Source organism: Gottfriedia acidiceleris, assembly GCF_050457485.1.
Lineage (GTDB): Bacteria > Bacillota > Bacilli > Bacillales > Bacillaceae_G > Gottfriedia > Gottfriedia acidiceleris_D.
The window spans coordinates 33664-50227 of record NZ_JBCMJM010000016.1; the positions used below are offsets into that span (position 1 = coordinate 33664).

Annotated in this window: 15 protein-coding genes and 1 pseudogene; 12 read left to right on the forward strand and 4 right to left on the reverse strand. The window is 32.7% G+C overall.

Going from position 1 to position 16564, the window contains the following annotated elements; genetic code table 11:
- The first annotated feature begins 15 nt into the window (after positions 1–15).
- The 5 genes from hutI to ABEY15_RS15830 all read left to right on the forward strand — a co-directional run bounded on the left by hutI (position 16) and on the right by ABEY15_RS15830 (position 5132).
- On the forward strand, positions 16–1239 hold the full coding sequence (gene hutI / locus ABEY15_RS15810) for an imidazolonepropionase (protein WP_429891464.1): 1224 nt from the start codon (positions 16–18) through the stop codon (positions 1237–1239).
- On the forward strand, positions 1220–2179 hold the full coding sequence (gene hutG, locus ABEY15_RS15815) for a formimidoylglutamase (protein ID WP_429891115.1): 960 nt from the start codon (positions 1220–1222) through the stop codon (positions 2177–2179). The genes hutI and hutG overlap by 20 nt, the downstream gene beginning before the upstream one ends.
- A gap of 316 nt (positions 2180–2495) precedes the next feature.
- Positions 2496–3065, forward strand: coding sequence for a dihydrofolate reductase family protein (locus ABEY15_RS15820; protein WP_429891116.1), 570 nt, complete (start codon positions 2496–2498; stop codon positions 3063–3065).
- 435 nt (positions 3066–3500) lie between these two features.
- Positions 3501–4478, forward strand: a complete 978-nt coding sequence (locus tag ABEY15_RS15825) for an endonuclease/exonuclease/phosphatase family protein (protein ID WP_429891117.1) — start codon at positions 3501–3503, stop codon at positions 4476–4478.
- Between the two features lie 384 nt (positions 4479–4862).
- Positions 4863–5132 carry a hypothetical protein gene (locus ABEY15_RS15830; RefSeq protein WP_429891118.1) on the forward strand — a complete coding sequence of 90 codons (270 nt, stop codon included), beginning with the start codon at positions 4863–4865 and terminating at the stop codon, positions 5130–5132.
- Positions 5133–5531: 399 nt separating this feature from the next.
- Here the strand turns inward: ABEY15_RS15830 and ABEY15_RS15835 are convergent, their stop codons facing one another.
- Positions 5532–6002, reverse strand: a complete 471-nt coding sequence (locus ABEY15_RS15835) for a hypothetical protein (protein ID WP_429891119.1) — start codon at positions 6000–6002, stop codon at positions 5532–5534.
- Positions 6003–6258: 256 nt separating this feature from the next.
- Here ABEY15_RS15835 and ABEY15_RS15840 point away from each other — a divergent pair, with 256 nt between their 5' ends.
- The 6 genes from ABEY15_RS15840 to ABEY15_RS15865 all read left to right on the forward strand — a co-directional run bounded on the left by ABEY15_RS15840 (position 6259) and on the right by ABEY15_RS15865 (position 13527).
- Positions 6259–6579: a hypothetical protein gene (locus tag ABEY15_RS15840; protein ID WP_429891120.1), complete on the forward strand. Its 321-nt coding sequence runs from the start codon at positions 6259–6261 to the stop codon at positions 6577–6579.
- 252 nt (positions 6580–6831) lie between these two features.
- Positions 6832–7464: a hypothetical protein gene (locus tag ABEY15_RS15845; RefSeq protein ID WP_429891121.1), complete on the forward strand. Its 633-nt coding sequence runs from the start codon at positions 6832–6834 to the stop codon at positions 7462–7464.
- A 320-nt stretch (positions 7465–7784) separates the two neighbouring features.
- Positions 7785–8588 carry an extracellular solute-binding protein gene (locus ABEY15_RS15850; RefSeq protein ID WP_429891122.1) on the forward strand — a complete coding sequence of 268 codons (804 nt, stop codon included), beginning with the start codon at positions 7785–7787 and terminating at the stop codon, positions 8586–8588.
- 216 nt (positions 8589–8804) lie between these two features.
- The gene (locus tag ABEY15_RS15855) at positions 8805–9323 is read left to right on the forward strand and encodes a hypothetical protein (protein ID WP_429891123.1); all 519 of its coding nucleotides are present in this window, start codon (positions 8805–8807) and stop codon (positions 9321–9323) included.
- A gap of 263 nt (positions 9324–9586) precedes the next feature.
- Complete coding sequence (locus ABEY15_RS15860; RefSeq protein WP_429891124.1) at positions 9587–10024, forward strand: hypothetical protein; 438 nt, start codon at positions 9587–9589, stop codon at positions 10022–10024.
- A 311-nt stretch (positions 10025–10335) separates the two neighbouring features.
- Entirely contained in the window at positions 10336–13527 is a 3192-nt protein-coding gene (locus tag ABEY15_RS15865; RefSeq protein WP_429891125.1) for a YncE family protein, read from the forward strand.
- A 405-nt stretch (positions 13528–13932) separates the two neighbouring features.
- Here the strand turns inward: ABEY15_RS15865 and ABEY15_RS15870 are convergent, their stop codons facing one another.
- From ABEY15_RS15870 to ABEY15_RS15880, 3 genes are all read right to left on the reverse strand, one after another.
- Positions 13933–14064: a hypothetical protein gene (locus ABEY15_RS15870; RefSeq protein ID WP_429891126.1), complete on the reverse strand. Its 132-nt coding sequence runs from the start codon at positions 14062–14064 to the stop codon at positions 13933–13935.
- A gap of 11 nt (positions 14065–14075) precedes the next feature.
- On the reverse strand, positions 14076–14825 hold the full coding sequence (locus ABEY15_RS15875; RefSeq protein ID WP_429891127.1) for a CPCC family cysteine-rich protein: 750 nt from the start codon (positions 14823–14825) through the stop codon (positions 14076–14078).
- Positions 14826–15297: 472 nt separating this feature from the next.
- Complete coding sequence (locus ABEY15_RS15880) at positions 15298–15567, reverse strand: hypothetical protein (RefSeq protein ID WP_429891128.1); 270 nt, start codon at positions 15565–15567, stop codon at positions 15298–15300.
- 377 nt (positions 15568–15944) lie between these two features.
- Between ABEY15_RS15880 and ABEY15_RS15885 the strand changes: the two are divergent.
- Positions 15945–16226, forward strand: a pseudogene (locus ABEY15_RS15885) (GNAT family N-acetyltransferase); the annotation flags it as partial.
- Positions 16227–16564 lie beyond the last annotated feature (338 nt).

The window sequence follows — 16564 nt, forward strand, 5'->3', positions numbered from 1 at the left end:
GGTCAATTATTAACGATGGATCATGGTGATGGTCCAATCCATGGAAAAGACATGAGTAATCTACCTGTTCTAGAAAATGCAGAAATTGCATGGAAAGATGGGCAAATTATTTATATCGGACAAATGAACGAACAGAAAATTGATGCAAAAGAAGTAATTGATTGCCAGGGAAAACTAGTCACCCCAGGATTAGTTGACCCTCATACTCACGTGGTCTTTGGAGGATCACGTGAGCATGAAGTTAGTTTGAAATTACAAGGTGCTTCATATTTAGAAATATTAGAAATGGGCGGCGGGATCCATTCTACTGTGGGTCAAACTAAATTAGCTTCTCATGAAGATCTAAAAAAGAAAACGATTCATCACTTAAACAGAATGCTTTCATTCGGTGTAACAACAGTTGAAGCAAAAAGTGGTTATGGACTTGATGAAGAAACTGAATTAAAACAACTTCGAGTTGCTAAAGAATTACAAACCGAGCATGATATTGATTTAGTTTCAACTTTCTTAGGTGCGCATGCAGTACCAAAGGAGTATAGAGGAAATGAAGAAGCTTTCTTAGAAAAAATGCTTTCTTTATTAGATGTTATTAAAGAAGAAGAACTTGCTGAATTTGTAGATGTATTCGCTGAAACAGGTGTATTTTCAGTAGAACAATCAAAAGAATTTTTATTAAAAGCAAAAGAACAAGGCTTTAATGTTAAAATTCATGCAGATGAAATAGATCCTCTAGGTGGCACTGAAATGGCTGCTGAAATTGGCGCTATTTCTGCTGATCATCTATGTGGAGCATCTGAAAAAGGCGTTGAAATGCTTGGTAAGAGTAGTACAATCGGCGTTATTTTACCGGGAACTACTTTCTATTTGAATAAACCTGAATTTGCACCTGCAAGAGCGATGATTGAAAATAACGTAGCAGTTTCATTAGCAACTGATTTCAACCCAGGAAGCTGCCCAACTGAAAATTTACAATTAATCATGACAATCGCAATGCTTAAATTAAAAATGACGCCTGAAGAAATTTGGAATGCCGTTACGATTAACTCATCATACGCGATTAATCGTGGAGACCAAGCTGGTAAACTTAAAATTGGTCGTAAGGCAGATGTGGTTATTTGGAATGTACCAAACTATACTTATGTACCTTACCATTTTGGTGTAAATCATGTAGAATCAGTATTTAAGAATGGTAAATTAGTAGTAAGTAGGGGTGAACACGATGTCGCTATCACATCTTAAAAAAGCAGGAGATGCCATTTTCATTGATTCAAAAGTTACAAAAGCCAATGAAATCATCTCTGCATGGAATGGAACAGAAGCATCAAATTTCTCAATTATCGGTGTACCATTATCTAAAACATCAATTAGTCATTCAGGTGCAAGCTTCGCACCTGCTTCAATTCGTAAAATGCTAAGTAGCTATAGTACTTATCATATTGAAGACCAAATTGATTTAAAAGATTACAAGGTTACTGATTTTGGTGATATTACGATGCATGTGACTGATTTTGAAGAGTCTAGAAATCGTATTAAAACGACAATCTCTGAATTGCTAGGTCAATATAAAGAAACGATGCCAATTATTTTAGGTGGCGATCACGGAATTAGTTTTCCAAGCATTTCAGCTTTTGCTCAAGAACGAGGAACAGTAGGCGTTATCCAATTTGATGCTCATCATGACTTAAGAAATACTGAAGATGGTGGACGTTCAAACGGTACACCTTTCCGTAGCTTAATTGATGAAGGTATTCTAAAAGGTGAACACTTAGTTCAAATTGGAATTAGAAATTTTTCAAATAGTGCTCCATACACTGAATTCGGTGTTAATAACGGAGTAACAATCTATTCAATGCGCGATGTTCGCGAATTAGGAATCTCAAAAATTATTAAAGAGAGCATCAATCATTTAGTAGACAAAGTCGATGCAATATACATTAGCCTAGATATGGACGTACTAGATCAAGCATTTGCTCCTGGTTGCCCAGCAATTGGACCTGGAGGTATGGACAGTCAAACTCTATTAGATGGCATCTGTTATCTAGCATCACATCCTAAAGTTTGTGGAATGGATATTGTTGAGCTTGACCCAACAATCGATTTCCGTGATATGACAAGCAGAATCGCTGCACATGTAATCTTAAACTTTCTTGTTGAGAAAGTTAAATTGCTAAATAAGTAAAATGTGAAACTCGTAAACTTAGTTGTTTGCGGGTTTTTTGGTTTTTATGGGTAGGAGTAGAAATAAAAGTCGAGGTGCAAGTAAGAAGTAAGAGCTGAGTGATTGCAAATAAGATATGTAACATTGCAATAAGGGCTCCAGGGGTGCAAATATACGTCGAAGTACAAATAATATAAGAGTGACTGCAAATAAATATCGATATTTGATAGCACCAAGCCTGCTTGTTATAATCAAAATAAGAACAAATATTCGATTTCGTTGATAAGTGAATGTTACAAGATTAAAAAATGTCTAAACAAAAGTAGGAGGAAAAGTTTTGTCAAATAACATAAAACAAAGAAAAATAATTTTAGATCTAGCTGTTACATTAGATGGTTTTATAGAAGGGAAAAACGGAGAAATTGATTGGTGCATAATGGATCCTGAAATGGAATTCACACATTTCTTGAATCAAATTGATACGATTTTATATGGTCGAAAAAGCTATGAATTGTTGGGAAATTATATTCCAAATATAGATGACTCTGAATCGGATAAAGAAATGTGGCATCTTGTACATAGCAAGGAAAAATACGTGTTTTCCAGAACGCAATCAAAAGATGAAAATAATGCAACATTTATAAATGAAAATATAATTGAAGAAGTAAATAAATTGAAGGAAAAGCCCGGTAAAGACATCTGGTTGTATGGTGGTTCGAGCCTTATTACAACATTTATAAATTTAGGACTAGTAGATGAATTTAGATTATCAATTCATCCCGTTATATTGGGAGAAGGAAAACCTTTGTTTGTTGACATAAAGCAAAGAAAGAATTTAATCATGATGAATACAAGAACGTTTTCTTCTGGAGTTGTTCAGGTAACTTATCATTTAAATGAAGAATAAATTTGTTAAGAGCTACATTTATAAATGGCTATATGTTTTTTTAGAGGTAACGATAACCCTTCATAATGGTATAACTGGCTTCTATGAAAAATAAAATGTTCCTCCAAAGAACAAGATAGTATAGTGAAAATAAGAACTAAAGAGGTTACAACATGATCGGCTGTATAGTCGATTTTTTTTGTGGAACTAAATGGCAGGATAGTTTAGGTGGAAAAAATCACAAAATCGATTGTAAATTCAAACTCTAATAACCGATTATCTGAAGACGTTCCTCAACAATCAAGCCATTTAATGGAGTAAGGCTTATTCAAACGGATCAGATTACTTGAATAATTTTTAATAATGAATACATATTTCCTGATTATATTGCCGTTACATATCTATTTCATTCTTCATCTATTAATAATAGGAATAAAGAATGGAGGTGAATTTCACATGAAAAAAAGAAATGATTTGCATCTTTCGTTCCTAACGTGGAATATTTATCAAGGTACTGATCCAGCACTATTGATTAATGCTACCCCAGAGCAAATCCCTGAAAGAGTAACACAAATCTTTAGGCTATTTCTTGCAACAAATTTTACTGTTCGTGCAAAGGCAATTGCTAGAGCTATTGCATCAGAAAAACCTGACCTTATCGGTTTGCAGGAGGCTCAGCTTTGGGCACTGATTATCCCTACTTTTAGAACAATTACCTATGATTTTATAGAGATATTATTGGAAGAATTGGAAAGAATAGGGCTGGAATACGAAGTAGCAGCTCAAAACCGAAATTTTACAATACAACTTCCTGACAGTAATGGAAATTTCGTTCGATTAATGAACAGGGATGCCATATTGGTTCGTAAAGAAAAAGATTTCAAGGTAATTAAAAGCCAAGAAGCTAATTTTCAAACAAATTTAATTGTACCTATAGGAGGACAACCTTTTACAGTCATTAGAGGATGGTCTTCAGTAGATGTAAAAAAAGATGGACAAGTATTCAGGATGATTAATACACACTTGGATCCAGCTGTTGAGGCAATAAGGAATGCTCAAGCAAATGAAATACTCCAAGGACCAGCAAATACTCATTTACCTGTAATAATTACAGGAGATTTGAACTCCATCCCTAATAGCACGACTTATAATTTGTTTATTAACGAAGGCTTTCAAGATGTATGGAACGAGGTCGGTGAAGGTTCAGGACCTACCTGTTGTCAGGGTCCCGATCTTTTAAATGCAGTTTCTAGTTTGATTTTAAGAATAGACTATATCTTGTTTAAAAATGGTTGGAAACCAAAAGAAGCAGAATTAGTAGGTGAAGAACAGAGTGACAGAACAAGAACGGGTCTATGGCCGTCCGACCACGCAGGTGTATCTGCTAGTTTACATTTAGAGGATCATCATCACCATGATGAAAGCTGTAGTTAACAATTGCCAAAGAATGTATGGACCGTTATTTATTAAAGAGACGGTCTTTTTTAGTGGACAAAGTGTAGCTTCCATTTGTTATATTCGTAACCTATGAAACCGTATTACATATATCCTTATTCAAATGGTGCATTAGTAAAATAACTTACTTAGAAGTCATTTTTTAAGATCTTTCTTATCTTCAGCAATCGGGCGTTTTATTTGAAAAAGGCTAATATATTGAATTTATTAAGAGCGTTAATAGATCTTTTTTTTAAAGAGGCTCATTCTAAAATTTTAGGGTTGTAGATTTCAAGGTATTTAAAGGAGATTTATAGAAAACAAGATATAGGTAGAAAGTTTAATGGAATTTTAATTAAAAAGAAAATAGGGAGTAAAACGGTAATGAAAATGAGAGGTATTCTTTTTACTGTAATTACTATGATTTTATTATTTACAGGATATAAAGTCTATTCTACTACACACAAACCAGTAAATCATAGTACAATATTCTCTGCGAAAGTAATAGATAAAATACAATTAAAAGATAAAAATATTATTGAGGTTGTTGATATTAATAATATTAATAAAACAGAAAATGGTAAAATGGATACTCCTATATTCAGTGAAGAAAAAGCGACGTTTACAACAGATAAATATCGTAAAATAAACTGAAATTGTATTTTAAATCTTGTTCATCTAACGCATGTTTATGTTCAATAAGGCAATTTAAATTTTAGACGTCAAGTATCTCTATAAACCAGAGAAATGGCGTGCCAATACTGATGTCAGTTCGCATGCCATTTTTATTGCCATATATACGATATGCACCTCAAAACGGAATTACTTTACAATTAAACAGAACGGCTTTTTTCAATTTTATAATCAAATCTTTAAGATGCTTTTCGTTTCACTCAATACTCGGCTGTCATTAATTCGTAATTTCATAGTATAAAATTGTGCTACATGATAGATACCGCCTTGGTTGCGACACGGGGTCACTTTTCGGATCAATATTTGCATCTACAAAATCTTCATGCCTAAAGAACGCTGTGTGAACGAACACCGTGTTCATCATTCTTGGAACATATTTAGCAAGGTGTCATTTGGAATTGGGTTACTCGGTGGTTTGATTTCTACTTCAACCATGTCTGCGTGTCTGAAAAAGACAGTAGGATCAGCAACTGATAATGTTACACCGCCAGGGGCTGATGTACCAGCGATTACCTCCACACTGAGTCGGTTTTTCACCTCATCTCGACCGATATTTCCAAAAAATGAAAATCGAATAAAAAATCCAGCAGGGTTGCCAGCATTAAATGGTTTAAAGCTGTGTGCAGGAACGATGATTTTAAATAAATGGGGGGGCTCAATCTCTTTTTGAACTCCTGTAGTAGTAACAGGGAATTGGGTTCTTTCCCCGAGTAAATACGTAGTGAGTGGTTTATCGGTTGGATTTTTCCAGAGGATAAACAACGTGTTGTTGGGGCTGCCACTTTGGTTAGTCAATGGAACTAAAAATGCTCCCGTCGTTATTGCCTTCATTCAATCACTTCCTTTTCATATACTTGCTTATTATATGCACTGTGGTACAAGCTGTGTAGGACACCTATCAAGGTATAATAAAAAAATATAGGAATCTACTTGGCACGGCCGACATCAACTTTCACATAATATTTCATTGTGTAATTTCCGACCTAAGGAGCACCAACTTCATTTCTTCAATTGTTTGATATGATCAGGAACAAACAAGTATCCCATGGAGTACGATGTAGTATTCGATATTAGGGAGGAATACACTTTGAGCAATACGGATGTACATGGATTACTTAGATGGAAGAAAGAATTAAACGCCGAAATCAAAAGACTAGATAAAGAGTTAGTCGATTTAACAAAAGAAATAGATAATGTTAGGACAAGATATTCGGTAGCCGAGAAAGCATTTTTACAATATAGTAACGAAACAATCTCGCAAGAATTTGTTACACCATTAAGTGTACAACTGAATGAATTAAATAATAATTATGATGTTTTATTGCTAGTGAATAATCAAAAAAAAACAGCTATTGCTTCAATTATAGAAACTGTGGATTCAATTATTAACGGATATTTCACAAATTAATGGGGTTTCCAATTTTGAGGAACTCCTTACCCCAATAGGCAAGTCAAAACAAAGTTTTTGACAAAACCAAGAGCAAGAGGGTTTGTGTTCTTATTCAAATAACGCATGCGATACTTCAATAGAAGATCGCTTTTTCTAATTCAACATAATGGCAGTTTAGTTCAATCTGGATTTTTACAAGAAGTTTGATAAAAAGGAAAATAATGGGTCAATATAGAAACTCCTATATATCGCTATATAGGAGGAATCTTAATGTCTGAATTTAAAAGTATTAATGTTGAAAATATAAATATTGTCGATAAAGATGGAGCTGTAAGAATGAGAATTTTTAATAATGAAAACATTCCACCTGCAATTATGGATGGAAAAGATTTTCTCCCAGGTCACAGGCAAAAAGATCCAATTGCTGGATTAATGTTTTATAACGGAGAAGGCGATGAGTGTGGGGGACTAATATTTGGAAGTAAAAAAGATGATATAGGAAACTATGAATCATACGCATCATTAACTTTTGACCAATATAAACAAGATCAAGTAGTACAAATGCATTATATTGATGAGAATGGACAAAAAAATTATGGGATTTCAATTTATGATAGACCTAATACACCTTTACCAGAACTTGTAGAAAGAACACATAAAATACAAAAGTCTGAACTATCTGATGAGGATGTTGAACGAGAGTTGAAAAATATTTGGGAAGGAAATACGCCTCGCGCTTTTATGGGGAAGAATTCAACTGGAGAAGTAACTGTTCAACTATCTGATAGCAAAGGAAAACCACGAATCAGAATGGTAGTCGATGAAAATGATGTTCCCCGTATGGAATTTTTAGACGGTGAAGGAATAGTCACGTATAAAATTCCACCTGAAACTGAAATGTAATTTAAACTTTTATTATGACTTTCTTATGCAACTAAAGCAATGCATTAGTTGTAAAACAAGATTGGCTGTTTAGTCGATTTTTTTATTGAGCTAAATAGCGGGTTAGTTCAAGAAGGAAAATCTTTACTCAAAGCGAATTTCTGTTCTAACTATATTTTAAACAAACATGTACACCTTTTATTTATTCTTCACCAGACTAATTTTCAATAGATTTATGAAACTTTCTAACTATTTTGCAATTATAATCAAACCGTTTACAGCCTCCCTTCGTTTCCTTTAATAGTACTAATAAAAATCATGTATGAAATGGAGGAAGAATCATGAAGAAGACCGTGTTCCTATCAGTTCTACTGCTCTTTGTCATTATGGCTTCAGGATTGTCAGCCTATGCAAAAATGGACCGTAAGCCAGCGTTCCAGGCGACACCAAATACTAGCCAAAGTGATCATGTCATCCGGGTGTACGGACCGGGCGGACCACTTGGACCGATTAAGGAAGCTGCTGAACATTTTTCAGCTGAAACGGGAATCAAGGTGGAATTAACAGCCGGACCAGAGGGCAATTGGATCGGCCAGGCAAAGCAAGATGCAGATATTATTTTCGGTGGCTCCGAGTATATGCTGCAGGACTTCATCTTTAACCACCCCGAAATAATCGACACTAAATCACGTACGGAGCTTTACCCGCGTGCCGCAGGAATATTGGTGAGGAAAGGAAATCCTAAGAAGATTGAAAGTCTGGAGGATTTGACGAAAAAAGGAGTAAAAATAATCGATGTGAATGGGGCCGGCCAGCTTGGCCTGTGGGAAGACCTGGCAGGCAGAAAAGGGCTGATTGAAGGCATTTCCCAAAATATTAAGCTTTCTGTAAAGTCTAGTGCCGAAGCCATTGAACGATGGAAATCGAATTCCAGCCCGGACGCCTGGATTACCTATGAATCGTGGCATTACCGGCTCCAGGATGTGACCGACCTGGTCGAACTGCCCGAGGAAGAAAAGCTCTATCGTGGAACGCCAATCGCCCTGACGAAAATCACCGATCAGAAAAAAGAGGCACAGCAATTTATTGATTATTTAAGAACGGAAGAATCTCACCAAATCTTTCAAAAATGGGGCTGGAAGTAAGGATGAGCCTTAAATCTAAAAAACTGGGAGGAAAGTTTGTGAAGAAATGTACTTAAACTAACGGGGTGCGTTAGTTGAATAACATCGAGTTGCAACAGCAGCTCTTTTTTCATATTCAAGTAACTAGTAGGTTAGTAGCAGAAAGTGATTTAATTATTAATATTGAATAAAGTATTTGAATATATTTAGTAGGAAAAATATACTAAGGGTGAGTGCATGAAGAAATTATTTATACTTTTTTTATGCTTAATATTAGTGAGTTGTTCAGCAAAAACAGTAACACCTTCTTCTCATAAGTTTATTAATCATGTACCTTTTCCAAAATCAACAACTTTACTCTATAAAGAAAAAATAGATGAAGGCACTATTTACTTATATAAAGATAAAAGTGGTTTCCATCATGCATTTTCGTCAAATGATCTTAATATTTGGTTTAACAGTGGGAATGCGGAAGTTCGTCCTAAAGAAGGATTTGACTGGACTATGAATAATGATCCCAAAGTACCGAATGTTACATTTGCAGGGGTTATTACGAGAGATGACATAATAAGTGTCATTGTTAAACAAAAAACAATGGAAAAAGAGGCAAAAATTATTAATACGAAACAAGGAATAAGAGTTTGGTTTGCAACTTTTAAATTCTTAGAAGACGCTGATAAAGGTAAACCGGATCCACTTAAAATAGAAGCGTATTCAAGAGAAGGTAAATTAGTTTGGAAAGATGGAGTTTATTAAGCTAAAGCATGCAATTGAACAACAAGATCGGCTGTTTAGTCGATTTTTTTTATTGAAGTAAATGGCAGTTTAGTTCAATAGGACTCTTAATCACATTAAAGAAATATTAGAAATGATATAATTTCACAAACTTAGAATCATGTCAATTTACCATATAATAAAAATAAGGGTTTTTATTAGAAATCATTTCTAGAAGGAGTTTAATGACTACTATATCTTATTTAGATTGACTTCTAAGAAAATATCGCAAAATAAGTTTATTTATGCGAAAGGTGTTGATTGAAATTTTTAAGTACATAAGAATCTTTATTTTTTCTCTATTAATTGTAACTGTTTCAGCATGTAGCGTAAAAGAAACTGCAAGTGTTAATCTAGGATTAACAAAATTAAGTATTGTCACTTATAACGGAACTGGAAAAACATCAAAAGTAGCTGATAAGGACTCTACTAAAAAAGCATATAGAATCATTCAGGATGCAAAAGACGTTTTAAAAAAGAATGATCTGAGTTTTAGACAAGAACGTAATTATGCATTTGTCTTTAATTATGGTCTGGAAAATATAGATAATTATTTCTTATGGGTTATTCCATCAGATAATAAAGCAAAACCACAATCTGTAATAGTAGAAAAAGAAGACTACAAACACTATAAATTATCTGAAAAGGATTCAAAGAAAATAATTAGTATAGTTAGTAAATAAACAAATTAAAAACTAATTATTAATCTTTCTTATGCAACTAAATGATGCATTAGTTTTACAACAAGATCGGCTGTTTAGTCGATTTTTTTATTGAGCTAAATGTCAGTTTAGTTGAATTAGAAAACGCAATTTTTATGAGGCTTTTGATTGATTAATATATTTTGGCTTAATGATAAAATAAAAATGAATTTGCAAATTGACAAAGGAGAAATAAACATACTATGGATATCGGGATGGGAATAATCGTACTTATTGGTTCTTTTTTCTTTTAATTGCAACTGTCATTGAGGCTTTAAGAGGAGGGAGCTTTAGTGCTGAGGAAAATATGGATAGTTTTATTAATTTTTTCAATTTCTTTGACATTTTTTCCGCATACTCAAGCAGCAGCTGCAACAAACGTAAATCAATTATCTATAGGTTCAAGTCTTACAAAGTGGGTTCTAGATGACCCATCAAAAAAACTCTATGCTATATCATCGGAAGATAAGAAATTATTTTTTATCAATTCTTCATCATTGACTATTGATAAAACCTTAACCCTAGGAGGGGCTCCTACAGACATCATAAAAAGTGATGGCAATTTATACGTTGCAATAGATAGTTTAAAACAAATAATTGTTGTGGATTTATCGAAGAAAGTCATAACTCAAACATTGAAAACAACATCTGATCCATATCAGATTGTAAAGGATGGAGATATGATTTATTACACTGAAGAAAATGTATGGAGTAGTATATACGCTTATAATTTACAAACAAATTTGGATCAAATAATACAATCTTATTTGAGAGAACCTGCTTTAGCAATTAATACAGAAAATCACATTTTATACATTGGTGAGGCGGATCCAATGAGTTCACACTTGATATACTATAGCACTAAGGATAATAAAGTTATTGGAACATCAAATTATAACAATGGTTATGGATTTCGGAATCTAAATAGGAATATTCTTTTTGATGGAGTAAATGTGTATTACGCAGGACGTGACTTTAATCCAAATAATCCGAATCGATTTAATGGTAACTTTGGTAATGATGACAATGTAATCTATGTAAACAATAATCTCGTATTCACTTATAAGAGTATTTACAATAAAGATTCACATGAGAAATTAGGAGAATATGGTTATAATTCAGACCTTATAGCATCATCTCAGAACTCTATATTTATTTACAGCTCAGAATTAAGTCAAATTAAGAGATATGATTCAAATCAAATAAATAGCTCTAACATTATCTCGCTTATTTCTGGAATACGGAATCAATCTCAAAGTACCGCTTTAAGCAGACAAATAAACGATAAAACTAGACAACTAAAAATTCAATCAAATTTGACTAAATGGGTGTTGGATGAGCCAACACAAACATTGTATGGTATCTCAACAGATGATAAAACGTTATTATTTATAAACTCACAGACCTTAAACCTAGAGAAAGTAATAAATTTTGCATGCAATCCAACTGATATTATAAAAGACAATGGTAAGCTTTATGTTGCACTTGATGATGCAAATCAAATAGCTGTTATAGATATGGCGAGTAGGACAAAAGTAGACACGTTATATACGACCAGTGACCCTTATCTAATCGCTAAGGACGGAGATATGATTTATTATGCTGAGCGTGATCAATGGTGTGACGTCTTTGCTTATAATTTACAAACCAATATAGATCAAATATTGCCAATTGAAAAGCAATATGAACCTACTTTATCATTTAATACAGACAAACATATTTTATATATCGGAGAATCAGGTTTAAGTGATTCAAACTTGATTTACTATAGCACAACAGATAATAAAGTTATCGGAACATCAAATTGGTTTCCTTCCCCAAGGAGGAGCATTCTTTTTAATGGAATAAACGTGTACTATGCAGGATTTGCTTTCAGTTCAGAAGATGTAAATAAAATGAATAATTCAGAAAATTTATTCTATGCAAATCAAAATTTCTTATTTTCTTCAACTAGTGTATATGACGAAGGTTCGAATGCGAAACTAGGAGATTTTAAAAATAAAGTAGATCTCATAGAATCTAATAGTAACAGTTTATATACTTACAATCAGGCAGTAGATGTTGTTGAAAAATATTCGAATAACAGTGAACAATTAAGTAATTCTAATATAGGTACAATTGTTTCAGCGATTCCACATGACACCGATAATACGAAGGGAACAGCTACACCACTTAATCTTACTACCATTAATGATGAATATTATCAATATGGAGCAACTGGAATTGGGAAATTTGAAAATGAAAAGGACGTTGATTATTTCCGTATTACTTTGGATGCTGCTGGAATGATTGAAACTGACTTATCTCAATTAAAAAACGCTGGGATTGTGATTGATTTATTTAATAGTAAAGATGAGTTATTAGAGAGTTTGGTAACAGATCGAGGCAATCAAGTTATTCCTATTTTAGATCAAGGATTACCAGCGGGAACCTACTATATTAGACTATCAATAGATAATGGTACTATTGCAAACGCAAATTATCGAATGCTTGTTTTTTACCGTAAAAGTAATTTTGTAGAAAAAGAAGCAAATAATACACTGAAAACGGCTAATCCAATGACTATTGGAAAAGAATATATTGGTTTTTCTGATTTTGATACAAAAGATTATTATAAAATTGAAACAAAAGAAAATGGAAAATTAACTGTTCGAGGTAGCTATTCACCAAATGTAACTTTATACTATATACTTATAAATACTAAAGGCGAGCAAGTTGATGGATGGAAACTTGATCCAAAAGATACGGATGAAACTAAAAATTTGTTTACGGTAGGTGTGAGAGCAGGTACTTATTATTTAGTAGTAAGTCAGGATGATGACACGTATTCAAATGAATATTACGCAACTCAAGTTAATTTTAAGGCAGATCCATTCACTGAACTAGAACATAATGAAACAACAGGTTCTGCAACAACTGTTCTGCTTAAGCGAACTTATAATGGCTTTATTTCATGGAAAAATGATATTGATACATTTAAAGTAAATGTACCTGCAAATGCAAACGTTTCTTTCTCGTTATCGCAAGCTTCATCAACTTCATTTAAGGTTGAGGTAGTAAATAATAATAATAGACTAATTAAAACGTTCAATACAAAAACTGGAAAAAGTCCAATGATTTCATTAGGAAATCTGAACCTTGTAAAAGGTACTTATTTTATTAAAGTTAAGTATTTAAGTGGAAAATCTGATGAAGTATCATATAAATTACAGCTTCAACCAAAAATTTATTGGGGAAAAGTTGAATACAAACCTGGAATTGTTGGTAAAGTCGTGGCAGTAAGTACTTCAAAAGTTTATAAACTAAAGTCAGGCAAACTAATCTACGTAAAATCTGCTCCAAAAGGATCTGAATTTGCAGTTTACGGTAGTGATAAATATGGATATAAGTTGGGTAATGGTTACTATGTGAAGAAAAACAAAACTGTAAAATATTACACAGTTCCAAGTCAGGTAAAGAGTAATTATGTTGCTGTAAATAAATAAGTAAAAGACAGAGTTCATTTGGTGTTAATTAAAAGGCTCAGTTAAAGTATACTGGTATACTGTTGATATTTAAAATATATATTAAGACCATCTAAGTATAGATCTATAGGTAAATGTGTTCATTTGTAGTGTTCACCTGTTTTAATTCTTTATTTATATTTAAATGAAGTAGTTAACTCTACTTCATTTTTTTATGACCATTCTAGATTATGTTTCTTATAGGTGGTGGCTAATTATGGTGCAAATACTTTCTTGATCAACTAACGCAATGCGTTAGCTTAATAACTATTTCTTCAAATCTAACCATTCCCAATAAGTTTCATAAATTTGATCATGTAATAATTCATCTTCGTCATTATTTTCCGCATCTTCATTTTCATTTCGTTCTTGCAATTTTATCCCTAACTATAATTCAATATCTTCAATATCTTCAATATCTTCAATATCTTCAATATCTTCAATAACTTCTGGATCAGAAACAGCATCCATTAAGGCAAAGCTATCATGAAAGACTCGTTTTTCCCTAAGACATTTCAATAGAAAGACCATTAACGAAATATAATGGTTTCAGTTCCTACCGCAATGACAAACTGTCCCGTACTTAATGCGATTTGGCATAAATCTATTAAATTATCAACAAATTCTCTTACTCCCCGATCATCTCGTTCATCTTCTGTATGCGTATGGAGCAACCTTTCACAGACTTTGATTAATGAAATTATTTCTTGAACGTTGTATTTCTTTTTCGAATAGCTCCTTAATTGAAGTAGCAAATCAACATGTTGATGATCCATCGGTGATTCACGACTTGAACGATGGCATTCCATCACTCCAATATGACGGAGCGGATTGTCTTCCAATAGAATATATTCATCTGATTTAGCCAATTCTTGAAACGTATTGGCCACAAAGAAATAAACTCCTATCGGGTCACAACCTTGTGCGCTTCTTAAATGGTGCTCGCACACCTTTGCTTTTCTCCAAAGTGCTTTATAGGTTATAAGGTCGTTTTTATATTTTTCACATTCGTGATAGGCGCTGATTAACACTTTTTTCGCTTCAATTTCTTTAGGGGTTTGCCTATCGATAATTCTTTTTTCACTATACATAATGTAATACTTGTTAAAATTTCTTCTTGATTCGGCTAAACCAGAATTGCCATTTGGATCGACATCTTCAAAACGATCAAAACCATCACCGAACGGCAAATCTTCCCAATTGCAAAGCATACAGATATCGCAAGCAGCTCGCTCCTCTAATGTTGGGTAACCACAGCAAGGACAAATTCCACGATTCATGTTAATTCCCCCTAGTAAATTAAATCAATTTTTATAATATCAACATCTTCCATTGAAGGAAATCTTTTTGAACAATTATATTTGCTGAAACTTTATTCTTCAATTAATCAACTTTTCCTGTAATCTCTTTTGTTCTTCGTTTCTATTTGCCATGTTCATCTTTTAAGCAGTTAATCTCGTATTCAATACAACCATTCTTGTAAACAAATAACTTTTAACGACCAGTTAACATACTAATAAATGCTAATATAAAACAAATTGAAGCCAATCTCTTTACTTTTTACCACTCCCATAGATATATTATTTTAGTTCTTAAATACTAGTCCTGATTCCTTACACCCTTTGTGAATTCTTCTATATTTTTATGCAACTTTATTGTCAGTTATCTCAATAAAAATGGACTACCGAAGTAGCCCATCGTTGTTGAACTAACGCATTGCGTTAGTTCAATAAGGGTTATTTATGCAGTTGTTTAAAAGGATTGTGATGCAACTAAAATTATAATTACCGATAAGACAAAGAAGGCAATTGACCAACTTTTCTTTTTTAAAATATATTGCTCTATCCCCGATAAAAACATATAAACGGCAAGGGTCATTCCTATAAGTCCAGAATAGAAAAAATTAACGGGATATGATTTTAAAGAAAAAATAAATAATACTGTGATTGGAATACCCAATATCATTTGAGTAATTACGATAGGCTTTACCCTGTTCTTGAAAAAACGGTCGCTAAATGTCATTAAACGTAAGCCCTCCTTTCTATAATAAAAAAATGCTTCTATGTCTATAAAGACGAAACATGTTGTGTAACTAAAGCATACGTTAGTTCAATATATAATTTGTTTTAGTAATCTAGATTATTAATCACTATTAGTGCGATTGAAATAAGTGCTATTAATATCCAAATAACTCTGGTTAACTTTTTATTTTGTCGGACACCTTTCTTATCTATTATAAAATAACCACACAGTAACAAAACAAATAAAATATTAATTAACCACCGCACACCAATTCCTCCATTTTTATAATTCCTTAATTAATTATATACTTCATACGACTTAGATAATTTGGGGAAATTTAACCTTTTTTTCAAAGAATTTGGGTTCATCCTTATACAATTACTAGGGGAGACCTCCAAAATTGTTATACAGGATTTACTCTAGATAAGGAATATAATGGAAAGGGCTATACAACAGAATCTCTTCAACTTGTTGTAGACTTTGCTTTTAGAGAATTAAAACTACATAAAATTGAAGCAGGAGCTATGCCTGACAATATTGCATCTATTCGGGTATAAGAAAAAGTAGGGTTTAAAAAAGAAGTCATTGCTAAAGAAAATCTAAAGATTAATGGAAAATGGACAGAGTATCAAATATTAGCTATCATCAACGATGAGTAGGGAGTTACTTGCTGCTCTCTTTTTTATAGAAGATTGTGTAATGTTTTTCTTGTACAACTTAAAAAATTTTTTAAGAATTTTTAGTTTGTTATTTATTGTTTATATTATAAATAAATTAATTCTAATCTTATATTTAAAACTATTGCATGCATTCATAGAAAAAAAGAGGAGGGTCTTAGGATCTTCCTCTATATTTTTAAAAGAATATTAGCTAAACGAATGTAAATAAAATTTTACAATAAATTGGCAAGATAAAATTTAGGTTTACTTTTATATTATTTTAAGAATAAATTAGGGACACTTAGCAAATTAGCATATATAATTAGTAAAGCCGAATC

What these genes read in the sequence shown, in the direction of transcription:
- ABEY15_RS15845 (WP_429891121.1), top strand. Translation starts at nt 6,832, where the DNA reads ATGTCTGAATTTAAAAGTATTAATGTTGAAAATATAAATATTGTCGAT.
- ABEY15_RS15830 (WP_429891118.1), top strand. Translation starts at nt 4,863, where the DNA reads ATGAAAATGAGAGGTATTCTTTTTACTGTAATTACTATGATTTTATTA.
- ABEY15_RS15855 (WP_429891123.1), top strand. Translation starts at nt 8,805, where the DNA reads ATGAAGAAATTATTTATACTTTTTTTATGCTTAATATTAGTGAGTTGT.
- ABEY15_RS15880 (WP_429891128.1), bottom strand. Translation starts at nt 15,567, where the DNA reads ATGACATTTAGCGACCGTTTTTTCAAGAACAGGGTAAAGCCTATCGTA.
- ABEY15_RS15825 (WP_429891117.1), top strand. Translation starts at nt 3,501, where the DNA reads ATGAAAAAAAGAAATGATTTGCATCTTTCGTTCCTAACGTGGAATATT.
- hutI (WP_429891464.1), top strand. Translation starts at nt 16, where the DNA reads ATGGATCATGGTGATGGTCCAATCCATGGAAAAGACATGAGTAATCTA.
- ABEY15_RS15835 (WP_429891119.1), bottom strand. Translation starts at nt 6,002, where the DNA reads ATGAAGGCAATAACGACGGGAGCATTTTTAGTTCCATTGACTAACCAA.
- ABEY15_RS15860 (WP_429891124.1), top strand. Translation starts at nt 9,587, where the DNA reads ATGCGAAAGGTGTTGATTGAAATTTTTAAGTACATAAGAATCTTTATT.
- ABEY15_RS15875 (WP_429891127.1), bottom strand. Translation starts at nt 14,825, where the DNA reads ATGAATCGTGGAATTTGTCCTTGCTGTGGTTACCCAACATTAGAGGAG.
- ABEY15_RS15850 (WP_429891122.1), top strand. Translation starts at nt 7,785, where the DNA reads ATGAAGAAGACCGTGTTCCTATCAGTTCTACTGCTCTTTGTCATTATG.
- hutG (WP_429891115.1), top strand. Translation starts at nt 1,220, where the DNA reads ATGTCGCTATCACATCTTAAAAAAGCAGGAGATGCCATTTTCATTGAT.